A 17,882-nucleotide genomic window follows, 5' to 3' on the forward strand; every position below is an offset into this window, starting at 1 on the left:
TTGGCTATAGAGGCGCGATCAACAGGAAGCTTTCTCATATGACCGGTACGACAGTGACGAGCGCCGACCTTGATCCGCGCCGCAGGCGAATTCTCTTTCGCGCCTGGCACCGCGGCATCCGCGAGATGGACCTGATGCTCGGATCGTTCTGCGATCGCGAAATCGCGACCATGAACGAGGCCGAAATCGTCGAGTTCGAAGGCATTTTGGCGCTCGATGACCGTGAACTCGTCAAATGGGTGACGGGCGAAACCGAAATCCCGGCGAATTACGACACGCCGCTTTTCACCCGCATCCGCGCATTTGACCCCGAGATATTCGGCACGAACAGGACCTGACGATGATCGAAGGCCTGTCGCTCGATCTCTTGACCAAGAACCGCACGCCGGTCACGCTTGCCCATGTGCCGGCGGGCGCAGAACCGCTCGTCATCGCCGAAATGGCGCGGGCTGGGCAGGCGGTCGCCTATGTGGTTTCGGACGGTCAGCGCATGGGCGATATCGCGCAGGCGTTGGCCTTCGTCGCGCCGGAGATTCCGGTGTTGCAATTGCCGGCATGGGACTGCCTGCCTTACGACCGCGTTTCGCCGAGCACCGAAGCCGCCGCGCGCCGCATTTCCGCGCTGACGTCGCTCATCGGCTATCAAGCAAAACCGCATCCGGCCATTGCGCTCGTGTCGGTCAATGCGATGCTCTTGAAGGCACCGCCGGTATCGGTGATCGACGGGCTCGGCTTCACTGCAAAGGCCGGCAGCCAGGTCGGCATGGACGCCATCATCACGCGGCTTGCCGCAAACGGCTTCGAGCGGGTCTCGACCGTGCGCGAAGTTGGCGAATTCGCCGTGCGTGGCGGCATCCTCGATGTCTACGTGCCAGGCGCACAGGAACCGCTTCGCCTCGATTTCTTCGGCAACACGCTGGAAAGCGTGCGCAGCTTCGATCCCGCGACGCAGCGCACCACCGGCCAGGCGAAGATGCTCGACCTTCATCCGATGAGCGAGGTCACGCTGACGCCGGAAACGATCAGCCGCTTCCGCACGAACTACCTGGCCCTCTTCGGCGCAGCGACGCGCGACGACGCGCTCTACCAGGCGATCAGCGAAGGCCGCCGCTATGCCGGCATGGAGCATTGGCTCCCTCTCTTCTACGACAAGCTGGATACGGCCTTCGACTATCTGAAGGGATTTTCGTTCGTCACCGATCATCTGGTGGCTGAAGCCGCGGCCGAGCGTTCGGTCCAGATCAAGGACCACTACGAGGCACGCCGCCACGCCGGCGAGCAGTCCGGCAAAGGGCAGGGCACGCCCTACAAGCCCGTCGCGCCTGACAGCCTCTATCTCGACGCATCGGAAGTCATGACGCGCATCGATGCGCTGCACGGCATCCGGATGACGCCTTTCGACGAGCCGGAAACCTCCGATCGGCGTGTCGTGACGCTTCAGGCCAAGCCCGGCCCGCGCTGGGCGCGCAGGGTTGAGGAAGCCCGCCAGGCCGGCAGCGCCGACGACGAGCGCGAGAACCTCTTCGAGACCGCCTCGCGCCACATCGCCAACAAGCGCGCCGACGGCAAGCGCGTGCTCGTGACCGGCTGGTCGGAAGGCTCGCTCGATCGCTTGCTGCAGGTGCTGAGCGAGCATGGGCTTGCGCGCATCAAGCGGATCGAGAAGCTTGACGACATCCTCAAGCTGGCCAAGGGCGAGGCGGCTGCCGCGATCCTGCCGCTGGAGCAGGGCTTCGAGACGGGCGATCTCGTCGTCATCGGTGAGCAAGACATTCTGGGCGACCGGCTCGTTCGCCGCGCGCGGCGCAAGAAGCGCGGCTCGGACTACATTTCCGAAGTGGCAGGGCTGGAGGAAGGGGCGATCGTCGTCCATGCCGAGCATGGCATCGGCCGCTTCGTCGGCCTGAAGATCATCGAGGCGATGGGCGCGCCCCACGACTGCCTCGAGCTGCACTATGCCGGCGACGCCAAGCTCTATCTGCCGGTCGAGAACATCGAGCTTCTGTCGCGCTACAGTTCCGAGGGGACCGAGGTCACGCTCGACAAGCTCGGTGGCGTTGCCTGGCAAGCGCGCAAGGCCAAGCTGAAGAAGCGCCTGCTCGACATGGCGGGTGGGCTGATCCGCATCGCGGCGGAGCGCCGAATGCGCTCGGCACCGGTCCTCACGACGCCGGAAGGCCTCTACGACGAGTTCGCGGCCCGTTTCCCGTACGACGAGACGGAAGACCAGATGAACGCCATCGAGGCCGTGCGTGGCGACCTTGGCGAAGGCCAGCCGATGGATCGTCTGATTTGCGGCGACGTGGGCTTCGGCAAGACGGAGGTCGCGCTGCGCGCAGCCTTCGTCGCGGCGATGAATGGCATCCAGGTGGCGCTGGTCGTGCCGACGACGCTGCTCGCGCGCCAGCACTACAAGACCTTCGCCGAGCGCTTCCGTGGCCTGCCGATCCGGGTTGCCCAGGCATCCCGCCTCGTTGGTGCGAAGGAACTCGCGCTGACCAAGGGCGAGATCGCCAGCGGCAAGTGCGACATCGTCATAGGCACGCACGCTCTACTCGGCTCGTCGATCAAATTCGCCAATCTCGGCCTGCTGATCATCGACGAGGAACAGCATTTCGGCGTCAAGCATAAGGAACGGCTGAAAGAGCTGAAGTCGGACGTGCACGTGCTGACGCTATCGGCAACTCCGATCCCACGCACGCTGCAGCTGGCCATGACGGGTGTACGCGAGCTGTCGCTGATCACCACGCCCCCGGTCGACCGGCTCGCGGTGCGCACCTTCATCTCGCCCTTCGATGCGTTGACGATCCGCGAGACCTTGCTGCGTGAGCATTATCGCGGCGGCCAGAGCTTCTATGTCTGCCCGCGCATCGCCGATCTGGAAGACGTGTCGGCCTTCCTCCAGTCGGAAGTGCCGGAGCTGAAGGTCGCGACCGCACACGGCCAGATGCCGGCCGGTCAGCTCGACGACATCATGAACGCCTTCTATGACGGCCAGTACGATGTGCTGCTGTCGACGACGATCGTCGAATCCGGTCTCGATGTGCCGCGCGCCAACACCCTGATCGTCCACCGTGCGGACATGTTTGGCCTTGCCCAGCTTTACCAGCTGCGCGGCCGCGTCGGCCGGTCGAAGGTGCGTGCCTTCGCGCTCTTCACGCTGCCGGCGAACCGCCTCATCGCGCCCATGGCCGAGCGGCGCCTCAAGGTGCTGCAGTCCCTGGACGAACTCGGCGCCGGCTTCCAGCTCGCCAGCCACGACCTCGATCTGCGCGGCGCGGGCAATCTGCTCGGCGAAGAGCAGTCCGGTCACATCAAGGAGGTCGGCTTCGAGCTCTACCAGCAGATGCTGGAGGAGGCCGTGGCCGAATTGAAGGGCGAGGACGAGGTCCGCGATACCGGCTGGTCGCCGCAGATCACCGTCGGCACCCCGGTCATGATTCCGGAAGACTACGTGCCGGACCTGCATCTGCGTCTCGGCCTTTACCGGCGTCTCGGCGAGGTCACCGATCTCGGCGAGATCGACGATTTCGGTGCGGAACTCATCGACCGCTTCGGGCCTATGCCGAAGGAAGTGCAGCACCTCCTCAAGATCGTCTACATCAAGGCGCTCTGCCGCACGGCCAATGTCGAGAAGCTGGATGCGGGACCGAAGGGCGTCGTCGTGCAGTTCCGCGACAAGCAGTTCCCGAACCCGGCCGGCCTCGTCCAGCATATCGCGAAGCTCGGCAACCAGGCGAAGATTCGCCCCGACCAGAGCGTCGTCTTCATCCGCGAACTGCCGACCCCGGAAAAGCGCCTGGGCGGCGCCGCGGTGATCATGAACACGCTCGCGGATATCGTGAAGGCGGCTTGATCGGGTTTGCTCTCCCCCGCGGAGGGGAGAGCAAATCTCTCGGCTACAATGTGATCCGATACCGGGCGAACCCGTTCTCGCCGGCCCCGGCCTCCTCGATCATCACGCCTTCGACATCGGCGATCACGTCGGCGGCTGCGGGGCCCGTGTCGAAGACAACGGTGGTGTCAGGCATTGGGCTGAAGCGCCAATTGCCGTCCGCCGCCGGATCGATCTCGCCCTGCTCGATGATGTAGCGCACGATGATATCGCGGTTGGTGTCCGGACCGACGAAGATGATCTTGTCGGAGGTGATGCCCGGAAAGCTGCCACCGCCGCCGGCGCGGTAGTTGTTGGTGGCGACCGCGAAGCGTTGGGCCGGATCGACCGGCGCGCCTTCGAAGGCGAGGTTCTTGATCCGGTTGGCGCTCTCGTTGACGAGCACGCCCTCTGAATCGTAGCGGGATGGTTGCGACAGGTCGATCTCGTAGGTGACGCCGTCGATCACGTCGAAATTGTAGGATGGGAAGTCCGGATTGATGAGTGCGGCATCCGAGGCGCCGGGCTCGACCTGGTTGAAGATCCCTGCCGAGCGCTCCAGCCATTCCTTGAGATCGGCACCGGTGATGGCGACCGCATGGATGGTATTCGGGTAGAGATAGAGATCGGCGACGTTGCGGATGGCGATCTCGCCGACCGGCACGTCGGTATAGTAGTCCGGCCCGCCACGCCCACCGGCCTTGAACGGTGCGGCTGCGGAGAGAACCGGAAGATCGGCGTAATCGGGATCGCGCGAGAGGATGTCGGCGATGTACCAGGTTTGCGCCTGGCTTACGATCTGCACCGATGGATCATCGGCAACGAGCGCGAAATAGGAATGAAGCCGGGCTGCCGTGCGACCGACGGGCGTGCGGACATAAGCGATGGTCGCCTCGTGCTCCGCTTCGACGGAGGCGAGCACCTCGGCGTCGCTCTCGACCAGCGGCGTGACGGTCGCCTCGACACGCTCGAAGATCGGCCGTGCCTCCGAGGTGTGCGTGACGACCCGCCAGCTGTCGCCGTCGCGCTCAAGCATCAGGTCGATGAGGCCGAGGTGGGAACCCCAGAAGCCCGGCATAACGCCCGGCTTGCCGGCAATCGTACCGTTGGCGTTGTCGACGCCGGCCACGCCTTCGAATTCCTCGCCCGGAAAGACGCGGTGCAGATGGCCGGTGACGATCGCATCGATGCCTTCGACGGCGGCAAGCGGGATCGCAGCATTTTCCATGCCTGCGCTATGGGCTTCCTCGCCGATGCCCGAATGGGCGAGAGCGATGACGATATCGCAGCCTTCTTCGTGCATTTGCGGCACGAAGGCACGCGCGGCTTCCACCATGTCGCGCGCCGCGGCATTGCCGGTGAGGTGGGCGGCGTCCCAGGTCATGATCTGTGGCGGCACGAAACCGATGATGCCGATGCGGATGGGATGGGTTTCCCCGGCGCCGTCGGTCAGCTCTCGGTCCAAAATGACATAGGGTTGGATATAAAGCTCGTCCTGCAATGGATTGCCGGCAAGCGTGCCGCGCGTGACATTTGAGCAGACGAAGGGAAATTCCGCGCCATCGAGCGCCTTGAACAGAAAGTCGAGGCCGTAGTTGAATTCGTGATTGCCGAGCGTCGACGCATCGAAGCCGAGCACGTTCATCGCCTTTATGACCGGATGGACGTCGCCTTCGTTCATGCCGCGCTCGTAGGCGATGTAGTCGCCCATCGGATTGCCCTGCAGGAAATCGCCATTGTCAAGCAGGATCGCGTTCGTTGCTTCCGCCCGGATCGAATTGACGATCGCGGCCGTACGGGCGAGGCCCATCGTGTCGTTTTCGCGGTCGGCGTAATAGTCGTAGGGGTAGACATGCACGTGCAGGTCGCTCGTGCCCATGATCCGCAGATGCGCCTGGTTTGCCTGCGCCCGTGCGGAGAAAGGATGCAGCATGACGACGGCAGAGAGCGCCGCCGATCCGGCCAGCAGAGTGCGACGGGTGAGGGTGAAGGGCTTCGGTCGGATGATCACGGGTGCGGTTCCTCTCGGTCTTCGGTTCGGATTTGGCCTGATCCCCAGCATGCCGGCAATCGAGCATCAGCCTGTGACGCATTGATGACGACGAGGCGGATCGGCATGAAAGCTGGCCTGAAATGGCTGGCCAAGCGGCATGCGCGTGCTAGAAAGCCTTTCAGAACCTGACCATGGGAGACCGGCGATGTCACTTCTTTCCAAGCTGTTCGGCCTTGGCGGCGAGAAGGCCGCACCAAAGCCTGCGGCAGCCGCTCCCATCGAGCATCAGGGCTGTGAGATCGTCGCGCAGCCGATGAGCGAAGGCGGTCAGTGGCGCGTTGCCGGCATCATCGCGAAGATCGTGGACGGCCAGCGCATCGAGCGCCATTTCATCCGCGCCGATCTCTGCATGACGGAAGAGGAGGCCGTTGAGGTCTCGCAGCGCAAGGGTCGCCAGATCATCGAGCAGAACCCGCGGCTCTTCGCCGATCCGAGCGAGACCGGTCCGGTCTGATCGCCCTTCGCTCGTAGAAACCGTCTCAATGAATATCGAGCATGTCCTTGGGCGTGACGTGCTGATTGGCGCTCCAGTCGGTTGAGCGCTCGATCATGCGATGGATCACCGGCTTGCCCGGGCCCTTGTGCATGGCGCGGATGGCTTCCGCGATAACGGCATCGGCCTCCGTCGTGCGCTGATGGTAGCGCTGATATTCCGTCCATGTCGGCAGGTGATAGGTCTCCTGCCAGAGTTCGGGATCCTCGAGATCGCGCATCAAGGTCCAGTGGCGCGCGCCGTTGCGGAACCGCAGGCGCCGGCGTTCCGCCATGGACTTCAGGAATTCCGGCATGTCGTCATTGCCGATCCGATACTCGACCATGATGACGATCGGGCCGCTCTGCGGCTTGATGTCGAGGGCGAGATGCGGCTCCTTCCACCGGTTCAGCGGATCGAGTTTCAGCCGCGGCGGGGCCGGCAGCGGCAGGACGAGGCCGATCGCAGCACCCGCCACCATGAGAACCGATGCTGCAAGAAGCGCGTTCGAAGCGCCATAGCTTTCCGTGACCAGGCCCCAGATCCAGGACCCGAGCGCCATGCCCGTGAAGGTCGCCATCTGGTAGAGCGACAGCAGCCGCCCGACGACCCAGCGCGGCGTCGACAGCTGCACGGTCGTGTTGAAGAGCGAAAGCGTCAGCACCCAGCAGGCGCCGCCAAGCGTCATCGCGACCATGGTCAGCGGTGCGGAGCGGCTGAACGAAGCGATGAAGGCGCACGCGGCGAAGCCGAGGAAGCCCGTGCGGATCAGCGTTTCACCGGCAAAGCGCGCCCGCAGCGCCGAATTGGAAAGCGCAACAGCCACCGCCCCGAGCCCGAACGCGCCGAGCAGCAGGCCGAAGAGCTGCGGGCCGCCAGCCAGGATGTCGCGTGCAATCAGCGGCATCAGCGCCATCACGGCGCTTGCCGAAATGCCGAACATGGCGCTGCGCAGCATGACGATCTCGATCTTCGGCGACATGACCAGATAGCGAAGGCCCGTCATGACGGCACTGCCGAGGCTCTCGCGCGGCAGCGTGCTCGCCGGAAGCGACGGTTTCCAACGCACCAGCACGAAGATCAGCACGAGATAGCTCGCGGCATTGATGGCGAAGGCGGCAGCAGCCCCCGCCGCAGCGACGATCGCGCCGCCGATCGCTGGGCCGACGCTGCGCGACAGATTGAAGCCCATCGAGTTCAGCGTCACCGCCTGGGGGAGATCGTCCCGGCCCACCATGTCGCCGACGGATGCCTGCCAGGAGGGATTGTTCAGCGCCATGCCGGAGCCGATCAGGAAAGTCAGGCCGAGCAGCGTCCATGGGGTCAGCGCTTCGTACCATGCGGCAATCGCAAGCACGGTCGCGACGACCAGCATGAAGCATTGCGCAAAAAGCATCACCTTGCGCCGGTCGTAGCTGTCGGCAATTGCGCCCGAGATCAGCGCGAGAAAAGCGATCGGCAGCGCATTCGAGGCTTGGACCAGCGCCACCATGTCGGCGGAAGCCGCAAGCTGCGTCATTAGCCACGCGGCGCCCACCGTCTGGATAAGCATGCCGAAATTCGATGCCATGGCGCCGAGCCAGATCGCGCGGAATGTCGGATGCCTGAGCGGTGCGAGCGCGGCAAACGTCGCAGGCTTGGAAACGTCTTCCTTCATGATCGGCTTTCGGTGAGGCGGCTTGCAGGCGCGTGAGGAACAATGCGGGGGAGGAAGAGACTAGACCCGAGTCTGCGCTTCCGGAACCCCAGTTTGCTCAAAGACCGGCAGTCAGAAATGTTCCGCATCGATGCCGATATTCGGCCTGTCGATGACGTCGCGAAGCGCGAAGGATGAGTTGATGCGCACGACATGGGGCAGGGCCGACAGCCAGTCGCGATGCAGCCTCTCGTAATCCTCGAGGCTCTTGACCACGACCCGCAGCACATAATCGTACTCGCCCGACATCAGGTAGCAGGACAGCACGTTCGAGCAGAGCTTCACGGCCTTCTCGAACTCGGCGAGCGTGCGCGCGAATTGGCCGGACAGCGAGATATGGACGATCGCCGTCATGCCGTAGCCCAGCGCCTTGTCCGACAGTCGGGCGTGGTAACCGCGGATGACGCCTGATTTTTCGAGCAGGTCAAGTCGGCGGGAAGAGGCTGATGGCGACAGCCCCACGGCCTCGGCGAGATTGGCATTCGAGATGCGGCCTTCTTCCTGCAACCGCTTAAGCATCGCACGATCGATAGCATCGAATTCCATTAGACGTGGATTCCCCGAACGAAAGACCGATGCGTGCAAGAATATTCGAATTTTGCCGTTTGGCAAACGAACTTCGCAAGGACATTGCGGGCATCCGATGTTGAAATTCGTCATCATCGCCCGCCATCCCGCCGCGGGCCGCCATGGAGGATCGCAATGCGTGTCGGTTGCCCGAAAGAAATCAAGAATCACGAATACCGCGTCGGCCTGACGCCGGGCGCCGTGCGCGAATACATCGCCCATGGCCATGAAGTGATCGTCGAAACGGGTGCGGGCGCCGGCATCGGTGCCGACGACGGGGCTTACCAGGCAGCCGGCGCCAAGATCGTGGCGACCGCTGCGGAAATCTTCCAGCGCGCTGACATGGTGGTGAAGGTCAAGGAGCCGCAGCCGTCCGAGTGGGCGCAACTGCGCGAAGGCCAGTTGCTTTACACCTATCTGCACCTCGCTCCGGATCCTGAGCAGACCAAGGGTCTCGTCGAATCCGGCGTAACGGCCGTCGCCTATGAAACCGTGACCGACGACCATGGCGGCCTGCCGCTTCTCGCCCCGATGTCGGAAGTCGCCGGGCGCCTTGCCATCCAGGCCGGAGCGACGGCGCTGCAGAAGGCCAATGGCGGCCGCGGCATCCTGCTTGGCGGCGTTCCAGGCGTTCTTCCCGCACGTGTCTCCGTCATCGGTGGCGGTGTCGTCGGTCTGAACGCGGCCAAGATGGCTGTCGGCCTCGGCGCCGAGGTGACGATTCTCGATCGTTCTCTGCCGCGCCTGCGCCAGCTCGACGACATCTTCAACGGTCGCGTGCGCACGCGCTTCTCCACGATCGAGGCGCTGGAAGAAGAAGTCTTCACGGCCGATCTGGTCATCGGTGCCGTTCTGATTCCCGGTGCAGCGGCGCCGAAGCTCGTCACCCGCGAAATGCTGTCGGGCATGAAGCGTGGCGCGGTCATCGTCGATGTCGCGATTGACCAGGGCGGCTGCTTCGAGACCAGCCATGCGACGACGCATTCCGACCCGACCTACGAGGTCGACGGCATCGTGCATTACTGCGTGGCCAACATGCCGGGCGCCGTCCCGATCACATCGGCTCACGCGCTGAACAACGCGACCATGCAGCACGGCCTGAAACTTGCCGATCGAGGCTTGAAGGCGATTGCCGAAGACCGGCATCTGCGCGCAGGCCTCAATGTCCATGCAGGCCGCATCACCAACCGCGCCGTTGCCGATGCGCTCGGCTACGAAGCCGTGGAGCCGCAGGCCATCCTCAAGGTCGCTTGAACCGGAAGGACGCACGCGCTCGGCCGTTGGCCGGGCGCTGCCATCTCAGTCGAGTGCCGCGAGCCGCAGGTGATCGGCGTCGGTCATCGGGTGGATGAAGGTTTCCGTCTGGCCGATGGGGCTAAAGCCCATTTTCTGGTAGAGCGATAGCGCCGCCTTGTGGTCCAGCGTACAGGTGTTCACCGTCACTCTGTCCGGCCCGAGTGCCCACGCGGCATCGATCGCCTGGCGCAGGAACCAGCGACCGAGGCCTCGGCCCTGCGCGTGCTTCATCAGGCCGAAATAGGCGAGGTCGACGACCTCTTCGCTCTCCCGCTTCAGTTCGAAGAAACCGGCCGGCGCCCCGTCCAGATAGAGCACGTCGATGCTGGTCGCCGGGTCGTGCACGATGGCCGCAAGCGTTTCGTCGTCAAGGCGTAGCCGATAAACCCAATGGAAGTCGCGACCGATCCGGTACTGCAAATAGCGGTAGAAGTGCAGCGGGATATCCCGCGTGCGCATCAAGGCAGCCTGCACATTGATTGGCAGCGGATGGTGGCCGGATGGCGGTTTCGCCATCTCCAGATAGGTGACCGTAGTTGTCAGCGGTGTGGGTGTTTTGCCTTTGGCCAAGGCGTCACTCCTTGGGCGAGGATGAGGCATCGTCGATGATGCCGGCGCCCTTCTTGATCGGCGTATCGTCGCGCGCTCCCCATTCCGACCAGGAGCCGTCATAGAGCTTGTTGTCCGTAAAGCCGAGCGAGTGGAGGGCGAGCGTGATCGTCGCTGCCGTGACGCCGGAACCACAGGTCGTGACGACGGGCTTTGAAGGGTCGACACCCGCATGCTTCAGCGTTTCGGCCAGTGCCTCGAGATCCTTGAGGCTGCCGCCTTCGCCAAGCGAGGCCGCCGGCACGTTGAAGGCACCCGGCATGTGACCGGAGTGCATACCGGCGCGCGGCTCGGGTTCCTCGCCGGTGAAGCGGCCATGCGGCCGCGCATCGGCAATCTGTGCGGAGCCGTCGTCGATGACGGCGCGCACATCGTCGATCGTGGCGACTTTGCTCGCGTCGAATGCGGTAGTGAACACGGCTTTCTCCGGCGTGTTCGTCTCGCTCGTTACGGGCCGGCCCTCCGCTTTCCAGCGGTCGAGCCCGCCGTCGAGCAGAAGCACCGAGCTTGCGCCCATCGTGCGGAACATCCACCAGACGCGCGGAGCGGAAAAGAGGCCGGGGCCGTCATAGACGACGATCGTGTCAGCTTCCGAAATGCCGAGCGCGCCGACTTTCTCGGCAAAAAGCTCCGGCGAGGGAAGCGCATGCGGCAGCGCCGAACTGGCATCGACGATGGCGTCTTGATCGAAGAATACGGCGCCCGAGATGTGGCCGGCAGCGTATTCGGCACGCTGATCTCGGTTTTGGGCAGGCAGGTACCAGGAGGCATCGACGATCCGAAGGCGCGCGTCGCCAAGCCGCGCCTGAAGCGTTTCGCCGTCGATGATGAATGCGCTCTTGGTCATGATCTCGTCCTCCCTGGAATGCCTTGGAGTTTAGTCCGGCGCGCGTCCGAAGCGAATGCGGAAACGCCGGTTTTCCTTGCCCTTTTTCTCGATTTTGGCGATGTGGATCGCGCCCACTTCCTGCGTTTCGGACACATGGGTGCCGCCGCAGGGCTGGCTGTCGATGCTCGAGCCTTCGCCGATGCAGACGAGGCGGATGCGCCCCGTGCCGCGCGGTGGGCGCACGTTCTTGGATTTGACGATGCCCGGATTGGCGTCGAGCTCAGCTTCGTCGATCCATTGGGTGAAGATCGGGTGATTGGCTGCCACGAGCTCCATCAGCCGTGCCGTCACCTCGCTACGATCGATCGTCGCGCTCATGTCGAAATCGACACGGCTGTCGTCCTCTGCAACCGAAGCACCGGTGATCGGGTAGGGGCAGATGACGGAGAGAAGGTGGCAGGCCGTGTGCATCCGCATCAGCCGGTAGCGCCGCGCCCAGTCCACATGCAGTACCAGCCGCTCGCCGGGTTCCGGTTGCGTGGCCCCATCCTGCGGCAGGTGGATGATCTGGCCGGGGACCTCGCCCTTGATGGTCGCGGCGATCGGAATGAGCGAGCCGTCGGCGCGCTCGAACTGTCCCACATCGCCGGGCTGGCCGCCCGATGTGGCGTAGAAACAGGTCTGGTCGAGCACGATGCCGCCGGCTGCATTGACGGACAGCACGGTCGCCTCGGCGGTCGAGAGATAGGCGTCTTCGATGAAGAGCGGACGCGTTGCCTCGCTCACGCCTGGACGTCCTCGAACGGCACGTCGAACTTGGCTGGATTTTCGATCCAGTTTGGAACCGGGAGATCCTTGGAACGCAGGAATTCCGGATTGAAGAGCTTGGACTGGTAGCGGTTGCCGTAGTCGCAGAGGATCGTCACGATCGTCTTGCCGGGACCCATGTCGCGCGCCATGCGGATGGCGCCGGCGATGTTGATGCCGCTCGAGCCGCCAAGGCAGAGACCTTCTTCCTGCACGAGATCGAAGACCAGAGGCAACGCTTCAGCATCCGAGATCCGATAGGCGAAATCCGGCGTGAAGCCTTCGAGATTGGCAGTGATGCGGCCTTGGCCGATGCCCTCGGTGATCGAGGTGCCGGGCGAGGCGAACTCGCCGCTGGTGTAGTAGGAAAACAGCGCGGCACCCTCCGGATCGGCGAGACCGATCTTGATGTCCGGGTTCTTGTCCTTCAGCCCCATGGAGACGCCGGCAAGCGTTCCGCCCGATCCGACCGCACAGATGAAGCCGTCGACCTTGCCTTCGGTCTGGGTCCAGATCTCGGGAGCAGTGGTCGCCACATGCGCATCGCGGTTCGCGGTGTTGTCGAACTGGTTGGCCCAGATCGCGCCGTTCGGCTCCGTCTTCGCCAACTGCTCGGCAAGGCGCCCCGACACCTTCACGTAGTTGTTCGGGTTCTTGTAGGGCACGGCCGGAACCTCGACGAGTTCGGCGCCGAGCAACCGGATCGCGTCCTTCTTTTCCTGGCTCTGCGTTTCCGGGATGACGATGACGGCGCGGTAGCCGAGTGCACGCGCGACGAGCGCAAGCCCGATGCCCGTATTGCCCGCCGTTCCCTCGACGATGACGCCACCCTTGCGCAGAAGACCCTTGCGCTCCGCCTCACGGATGATGAAGAGCGCTGCACGATCTTTGACCGACTGGCCTGGATTGAGAAACTCCGCCTTGCCGAGGATGGTGCAGCCCGTCTCCTCCGAGGCTCGTTTCAGCTTGATCAGCGGCGTGTTGCCGATGGCGTCGAGAACGGATGGGAGAAAGGACATGAAAATCCGCCTTTTGGGATTGTTTTTTGTAGAGTAGGAACGTGGTTGTGCGTTCTCAAGGCTTCTTTGGCAAGAAATCCCGTTCGCCTTTTCGGCCAATGAGCGGAATACAGCATGCGTCCAGAGCGCGTGTCCCGAGGCTTGAATGCCCAATCATTTAGACCACTGATCCGAGTTGCCGAGTTGCCCGTATTCTCGCTAGTGGTGATCTGAGGGATTCTGGAAGCGGCGCTTGGGTGGAGCCCCGCGTCACGATAGGGCGACGAATGGTTCGTGAGCATATTGATACGATCGACTCGCTGATGGCGCGTTATGTTGCGGGCACGCTGCCGTTGCCGGCGCGTGTCCTGGTGCAGTCGCATCTCGAACTTCGCGAAGGTGCACGCACCTTCGTCTCGGATCTCGAAGCAATGGCGGGCGAAACGCTTGAAAGCCTGGCGCCGGCCCCGATTTCCGCACGCGACGAGGTGCTGGATCGGATTTTTCAGTCGAGTGCGGACAATGCCAAGCTGACATCGATGGACATTGACATGGATGCGGCGCGGACTGCGCCCGATGATGGCAGCATGCCTTCGGCGCTGCGCGACTTCGTTGGCTTCGATATTGCGGATGTGCCGTGGCGCACCAAAATGCCGGGCTTCAAGGAATACGACATGGGCGAAATCGACGGCTGCCACGTCAGCATGTTCTGGCTGCGCCCCGGCCGCACCGTTCCTGCGCACACGCACCACGGTTGCGAGATTTCGCTCGTGTTGCAGGGAGCGTTCTCCGATGGACTGGGCCGTTACGGCCCAGGCGACATTTCCGTCGCTGACGACGATATCGATCACCGTCCTGTTGCCGAAAGCCATGGCCCCTGCATCGGCTTTGCCGTCACGGATGCGCCTTTGCGCCTGACCGGTTCCTTCCGTCAATTGATTGGCGACCTGATCGGCTGACGTGAGTTCTGCGTAACAGTTTCGAGCGGAACGAAAACCGCGCCGGCCAATTCCTGGCTGGCGCGTTTTCATTTCCGGAACACAAGTAGGAGCCCTGTGATGCGCCACTATTTCGCCGAACCATCCCATGGAGCCGTCTGGGTCACGGGCGCGAGCTCCGGCATCGGCGCGGCGCTGGCAATAAAGCTCGCGCAGGCCGGCTACACCGTCGTCGCTACGGCCCGCGGTGAGGACAAGCTCAACGAACTGGCCGCGAAGGCGTCGACCGCGAAGGGACGCATCTATCCGATGCCCGGCGATGTGACCGATGAAGCCGACATGGCGCGGATTGTCGATTCTATTGTCAGTCACCACGGCAAGCTCGCGCTCGCGATCTTCAATGCCGGGGTCTACATCCCGGTCCATGGCAACGATTTGAAGGTCGAAGACTTCCACAAGACTTTCGCCGTCAATCTGAACGGGGTCGTGAACGGGTTGGTGCCCACCGTAGATGCCATGCAGCGCGCGGGCAGGGGCCACATCGCGATCGTGTCTTCCGTCACCGGCTATGGTGGTTTGCCGACGAGTGCGGCCTATGGCGCCACGAAGGCTGCGCTGACCAATATGGCGGAAAGCCTGAAGTTCGACCTCGACAAGATGAACATCCGCATCCAGGTGGTCCACCCCGGATTTGTCGACACGCCGGCGACGGAGAAGAACGAATTCGCCATGCCGGCTTTGATGCAGGTGGACGATGCCGTGGACCGGATCATCGAAGGGCTGAAACGTCCTGGTTTCGAGATCACTTTCCCCAAGCGCTTCACCTATGCCCTCAAGTTCCTCGGGCTCTTTCCCTACCCGCTTTATTTCGCGGCCATCAATCGCATGACGGGATGGTCGAAGCGCCCTCTGGAAAGCCGCGGCGCCGACTGAGGCTTTGCTTACGCGCGGGAAGGACCATCGATCGAGGCCCGAAGCTTCGCGTGCTCGGCCTCGTCGAGTGGGAAGTTCCACATCAAGAGCACCGCGATCAACTTCAGCGCGATCGGCACCCAGGCGTAGATGACGGCAAGCGCGAGCAGCGAGGTCTCCGTGTTGCTGCCGCTCGCCTGCGGATCGAAGCCGAAGAACGCCAACGCCGGAAATATCGTCCCGCCGGCGAGCGCCAGCGACAGCTTGGTGGCGAGGCTCCAGGCGGCGAAATAGATGCCGGACCGCTGCTCGCCCGAACTCGCCGTGTCGACGTCGATGACATCGGCCTGGATCGATGCGGGGATCGTCAGGTCGAAACCGAGAAATATCCCGGTCGCGACGCACATGGCTCCGAAGCCGTAGAGAGCGCCTTCCGGCAGCATCGGCGCAGCGGCGAAGATCACGCAATTGACCAGCATCGCCCAGCACCACGCCCGGTGCTTGCCGATCCTGTCGGCGATCTTGAGCGCGATCGGCACCCCGATGACGCCGGAGAGGAAGTAGAGAAACAGCAACGGCCCGCGGGCCTCGGGCAGTCCCAGGCGCTCGGAGACGAAATAGAGGAAGAGCGTCGCCGGAATGCCGTTTGCCAGCCCGTTGATCAGGTATGCGAAGATCAGGCGAAGGAACGGCCGGTTGTTGCGAAGGTGGCCAAGACCCTTGCGAAAATCGACCCGCTGCTTGGTATGTTCTTTCGGCTCCGGAACGACGAACACGGCAACCATTCCACAGACTGGCAGTGCAACCGCGATGCCGATCGCAAGAAGCGCGAGCCCGTGGACACCTTCGGCAGTGTCGAAGCCGATCGTGAACGGCACCGCGATCGCAATCAGCGTGCCGATCAGAATGAAACCCTCACGCCAGGCGGCCAGGCGCGACCGGCCGCGGTAGCCGCTGGACAATTCGGCTCCCCATGCCGTTAGGGGAATGACGGATGCAGTGTAGCCGAGCGACAGCATCATGCCCCAGCCGAGCAGGTACCCCGTGGTGGCGTCGACGGGTGGCCAGAAGAGCATGAAGCCCGAGAGAGCCGTCAGTGGCAAGCTGGCTGCAAACAGCGTGCGTCTCCGGCCGAAGCGTGGACGAAACCGATCCGCCATCCAGCCGACCAGCGGATCGTTGACCGCATCGAAGAGCCGCATGACAAGGAGCGCAAACCCGACGCCGGCAAGCGAAAGCCCCAGCGTCTCGGTGTAGAATGTCGGCAGCAGGATATAGAGCGGCAACGTCATGGCCGCGAGCGGCAGCGCAGGCAACGCGTAGGCTGCCAGAATGCGCGCAGGTACGTTGTCGCCATAGGAAGCGGTTCGCACACTGCCTGATGTTTCGGGCATTTCGCGCGGTGTCATGTGCGCGTCGGAGAGGCAGGAGACGGAAGGCTCATGCCGCTTCTACGCAATCTCTACCGTGCATAGACCACTTGGCGGACGTTGATATTTTCCGCCCGGAAGCCGGCTTCGCAGTAAAACAGATAGAATTCCCAAAGGCGCTTGAACCGCTCGTCGAAACCGAGGGGCCGGATTGCCTCCCAGCGCGCCCAGAAGCGCTCGCGCCATTCGGCCAGCGTGCGGGCATAATCCGCTGCAAAAGCGCGGTTGCCGACGATCGAGAGACCGGCATCGCTTCCGAAAGCACGCAGATGGTCGTTGGTCGGCAGCATGCCACCGGGAAACACGTAGCGCTGGATGAAATCAGGCTGGCTGCGATACATCGGGAAGACGGCGCTGGCGATGGTGATCGCCTGGATCCCAGCACGTCCGCCTTCACGCAGGCAGTCGCGCACTTTGCCGAAATAGGTCGCCCAGAATTTCTCGCCGACGGCCTCCAGCATCTCGATCGAGATGATCCGGTCGTAGACGCCCGTCTCGTCGCGGTAATCCTGGAACTTGAACGAGGCGCGGTCGGAAAGCCCTGCCTTGTGGATCCGCTCCTCGGCATAGGCGAGCTGTTCGCGGCTGATCGTCAGGCCGGTGACCTTGCATCCGATCTCGCTGGCGGCAAACTCCGCAAACCCGCCCCAGCCGCAACCGATTTCCAGAACGTGGTCGTTCGGCCCGATGCCCGTCGCCTCGGCGAGAGCCCGGTACTTCGCGGTCTGCGCCGATTGAAGATCGTTCGCGCCGGTCTGGTAAAGCGCCGACGAGTAGGTCATCGTCGGGTCGAGCCATTCCTTGTAGAAGGCGTTTCCAAGATCGTAATGGGCGGCGATGTTGCGCTTGGACTGGCTGCGCGTGTTGATGTTCAGCCAGTGGCGCAGCCTGTCGAAGAGCTGCAGGATGCCGCGTCCGCCCGTTGCGTATTTCTCGCCGAGATCCATGTTGACGATGAACAATTCCAGGAATGCCGTCACGTCCGGGCTGTCCCAGTCGTGGTCCATGTAGGACTCGGCGACGCCGATCGTGCCGCGCATGAAGGCGCGCTGCGGCAGGTTCCAGTTATGGAGCACGACGGTCGCTTCCGGTCCGGGCTTTGCACCCTCGACGCGAAAAATCCGGGCATCCGGCATGCGCACGTTGATTGCGCCGTAGTTCATGTTGACCAGAGCCTTCAGCGTCAACTGCGCGCGCGCCGGCAGCCCCCGCATGAAGGACGTGACGTTGTCGGCCGTCAGCCGTTCAGCTGCAGCGAAATGATCGTTGGAGAATGTCGCATCCATACTCATGCACGTCCGTTCCAGTTTTTGCCGGCTCCTTGAGCATGGCCGACTTTCAATTTGCCCCGACGGGTTCCAGTCTCGATCGTAACGGCGCTCGCAACAGGTCTCGCGATCA

At 63.3% G+C, this 17,882-nt stretch carries 15 protein-coding genes; 6 read left to right on the forward strand and 9 right to left on the reverse strand.

All coding sequences use genetic code 11. From position 1 onward, the window contains the following. Positions 1 to 38: 38 nt before the first annotated feature. Positions 39 to 338, forward strand: coding sequence for an FAD assembly factor SdhE (locus GC125_RS10775; RefSeq protein ID WP_151985667.1), 300 nt, complete (start codon positions 39 to 41; stop codon positions 336 to 338). 2 nt (positions 339 to 340) lie between these two features. Continuing rightward, the gene (gene mfd, locus GC125_RS10780) at positions 341 to 3,856 is read left to right on the forward strand and encodes a transcription-repair coupling factor (protein ID WP_151985668.1); all 3,516 of its coding nucleotides are present in this window, start codon (positions 341 to 343) and stop codon (positions 3,854 to 3,856) included. Between the two features lie 43 nt (positions 3,857 to 3,899). Here mfd and GC125_RS10785 read toward each other — a convergent pair whose 3' ends face one another. Beyond that, positions 3,900 to 5,885, reverse strand: a complete 1,986-nt coding sequence (locus GC125_RS10785; RefSeq protein ID WP_286165468.1) for a bifunctional 2',3'-cyclic-nucleotide 2'-phosphodiesterase/3'-nucleotidase — start codon at positions 5,883 to 5,885, stop codon at positions 3,900 to 3,902. A 187-nt stretch (positions 5,886 to 6,072) separates the two neighbouring features. Here GC125_RS10785 and GC125_RS10790 point away from each other — a divergent pair, with 187 nt between their 5' ends. Next, the gene (locus tag GC125_RS10790) at positions 6,073 to 6,381 is read left to right on the forward strand and encodes an HlyU family transcriptional regulator (protein ID WP_199864544.1); all 309 of its coding nucleotides are present in this window, start codon (positions 6,073 to 6,075) and stop codon (positions 6,379 to 6,381) included. 25 nt (positions 6,382 to 6,406) lie between these two features. Here GC125_RS10790 and GC125_RS10795 read toward each other — a convergent pair whose 3' ends face one another. Both GC125_RS10795 and GC125_RS10800 read right to left on the reverse strand, forming a co-directional pair. Further along, on the reverse strand, positions 6,407 to 8,056 hold the full coding sequence (locus GC125_RS10795) for an MFS transporter (protein ID WP_151985671.1): 1,650 nt from the start codon (positions 8,054 to 8,056) through the stop codon (positions 6,407 to 6,409). A gap of 111 nt (positions 8,057 to 8,167) precedes the next feature. Continuing rightward, a complete protein-coding gene (locus GC125_RS10800; RefSeq protein ID WP_151985672.1) occupies positions 8,168 to 8,641 on the reverse strand; it encodes an Lrp/AsnC family transcriptional regulator in 474 nt (157 codons plus the stop codon). 156 nt (positions 8,642 to 8,797) lie between these two features. Between GC125_RS10800 and ald the strand changes: the two genes are divergently transcribed. Continuing rightward, the gene (ald, locus tag GC125_RS10805) at positions 8,798 to 9,916 is read left to right on the forward strand and encodes an alanine dehydrogenase (protein WP_151985673.1); all 1,119 of its coding nucleotides are present in this window, start codon (positions 8,798 to 8,800) and stop codon (positions 9,914 to 9,916) included. 45 nt (positions 9,917 to 9,961) lie between these two features. Here ald and GC125_RS10810 read toward each other — a convergent pair whose 3' ends face one another. Genes GC125_RS10810 through GC125_RS10825 form a run of 4 tightly spaced genes read right to left on the reverse strand, consistent with a single transcriptional unit; the run spans position 9,962 to position 13,222 of the window. Beyond that, positions 9,962 to 10,558 (reverse strand): GNAT family N-acetyltransferase, encoded by a 597-nt coding sequence (locus tag GC125_RS10810; protein ID WP_151985674.1) that lies wholly within the window; start codon positions 10,556 to 10,558, stop codon positions 9,962 to 9,964. Beyond that, complete coding sequence (sseA, locus tag GC125_RS10815) at positions 10,533 to 11,414, reverse strand: 3-mercaptopyruvate sulfurtransferase (RefSeq protein ID WP_151985675.1); 882 nt, start codon at positions 11,412 to 11,414, stop codon at positions 10,533 to 10,535. The genes GC125_RS10810 and sseA overlap by 26 nt, the downstream gene beginning before the upstream one ends. Positions 11,415 to 11,444: 30 nt before the next feature. After that, positions 11,445 to 12,182, reverse strand: a complete 738-nt coding sequence (locus GC125_RS10820; RefSeq protein ID WP_151985676.1) for an alanyl-tRNA editing protein — start codon at positions 12,180 to 12,182, stop codon at positions 11,445 to 11,447. Beyond that, positions 12,179 to 13,222, reverse strand: a complete 1,044-nt coding sequence (locus GC125_RS10825) for a cysteine synthase A (RefSeq protein WP_151985677.1) — start codon at positions 13,220 to 13,222, stop codon at positions 12,179 to 12,181. The genes GC125_RS10820 and GC125_RS10825 overlap by 4 nt, the downstream gene beginning before the upstream one ends. Positions 13,223 to 13,488: 266 nt before the next feature. On the opposite strand from GC125_RS10825, the gene GC125_RS10830 reads away from it, so the two are divergent. Both GC125_RS10830 and GC125_RS10835 read left to right on the forward strand, forming a co-directional pair. After that, complete coding sequence (locus tag GC125_RS10830; protein WP_151985678.1) at positions 13,489 to 14,160, forward strand: ChrR family anti-sigma-E factor; 672 nt, start codon at positions 13,489 to 13,491, stop codon at positions 14,158 to 14,160. 99 nt (positions 14,161 to 14,259) lie between these two features. Further along, a complete protein-coding gene (locus GC125_RS10835; protein WP_151985679.1) occupies positions 14,260 to 15,072 on the forward strand; it encodes an SDR family NAD(P)-dependent oxidoreductase in 813 nt (270 codons plus the stop codon). Between the two features lie 8 nt (positions 15,073 to 15,080). Here the strand turns inward: GC125_RS10835 and GC125_RS10840 are convergent, their stop codons facing one another. Both GC125_RS10840 and GC125_RS10845 read right to left on the reverse strand, forming a co-directional pair. Beyond that, positions 15,081 to 16,460 (reverse strand): MFS transporter, encoded by a 1,380-nt coding sequence (locus tag GC125_RS10840; RefSeq protein ID WP_199864545.1) that lies wholly within the window; start codon positions 16,458 to 16,460, stop codon positions 15,081 to 15,083. A 53-nt stretch (positions 16,461 to 16,513) separates the two neighbouring features. Continuing rightward, on the reverse strand, positions 16,514 to 17,767 hold the full coding sequence (locus GC125_RS10845; RefSeq protein ID WP_286165634.1) for an SAM-dependent methyltransferase: 1,254 nt from the start codon (positions 17,765 to 17,767) through the stop codon (positions 16,514 to 16,516). Positions 17,768 to 17,882 lie beyond the last annotated feature (115 nt).

The organism is Rhizobium sp. EC-SD404, from assembly GCF_902498825.1.
Classification (GTDB): Bacteria; Pseudomonadota; Alphaproteobacteria; order Rhizobiales; family Rhizobiaceae; genus Georhizobium.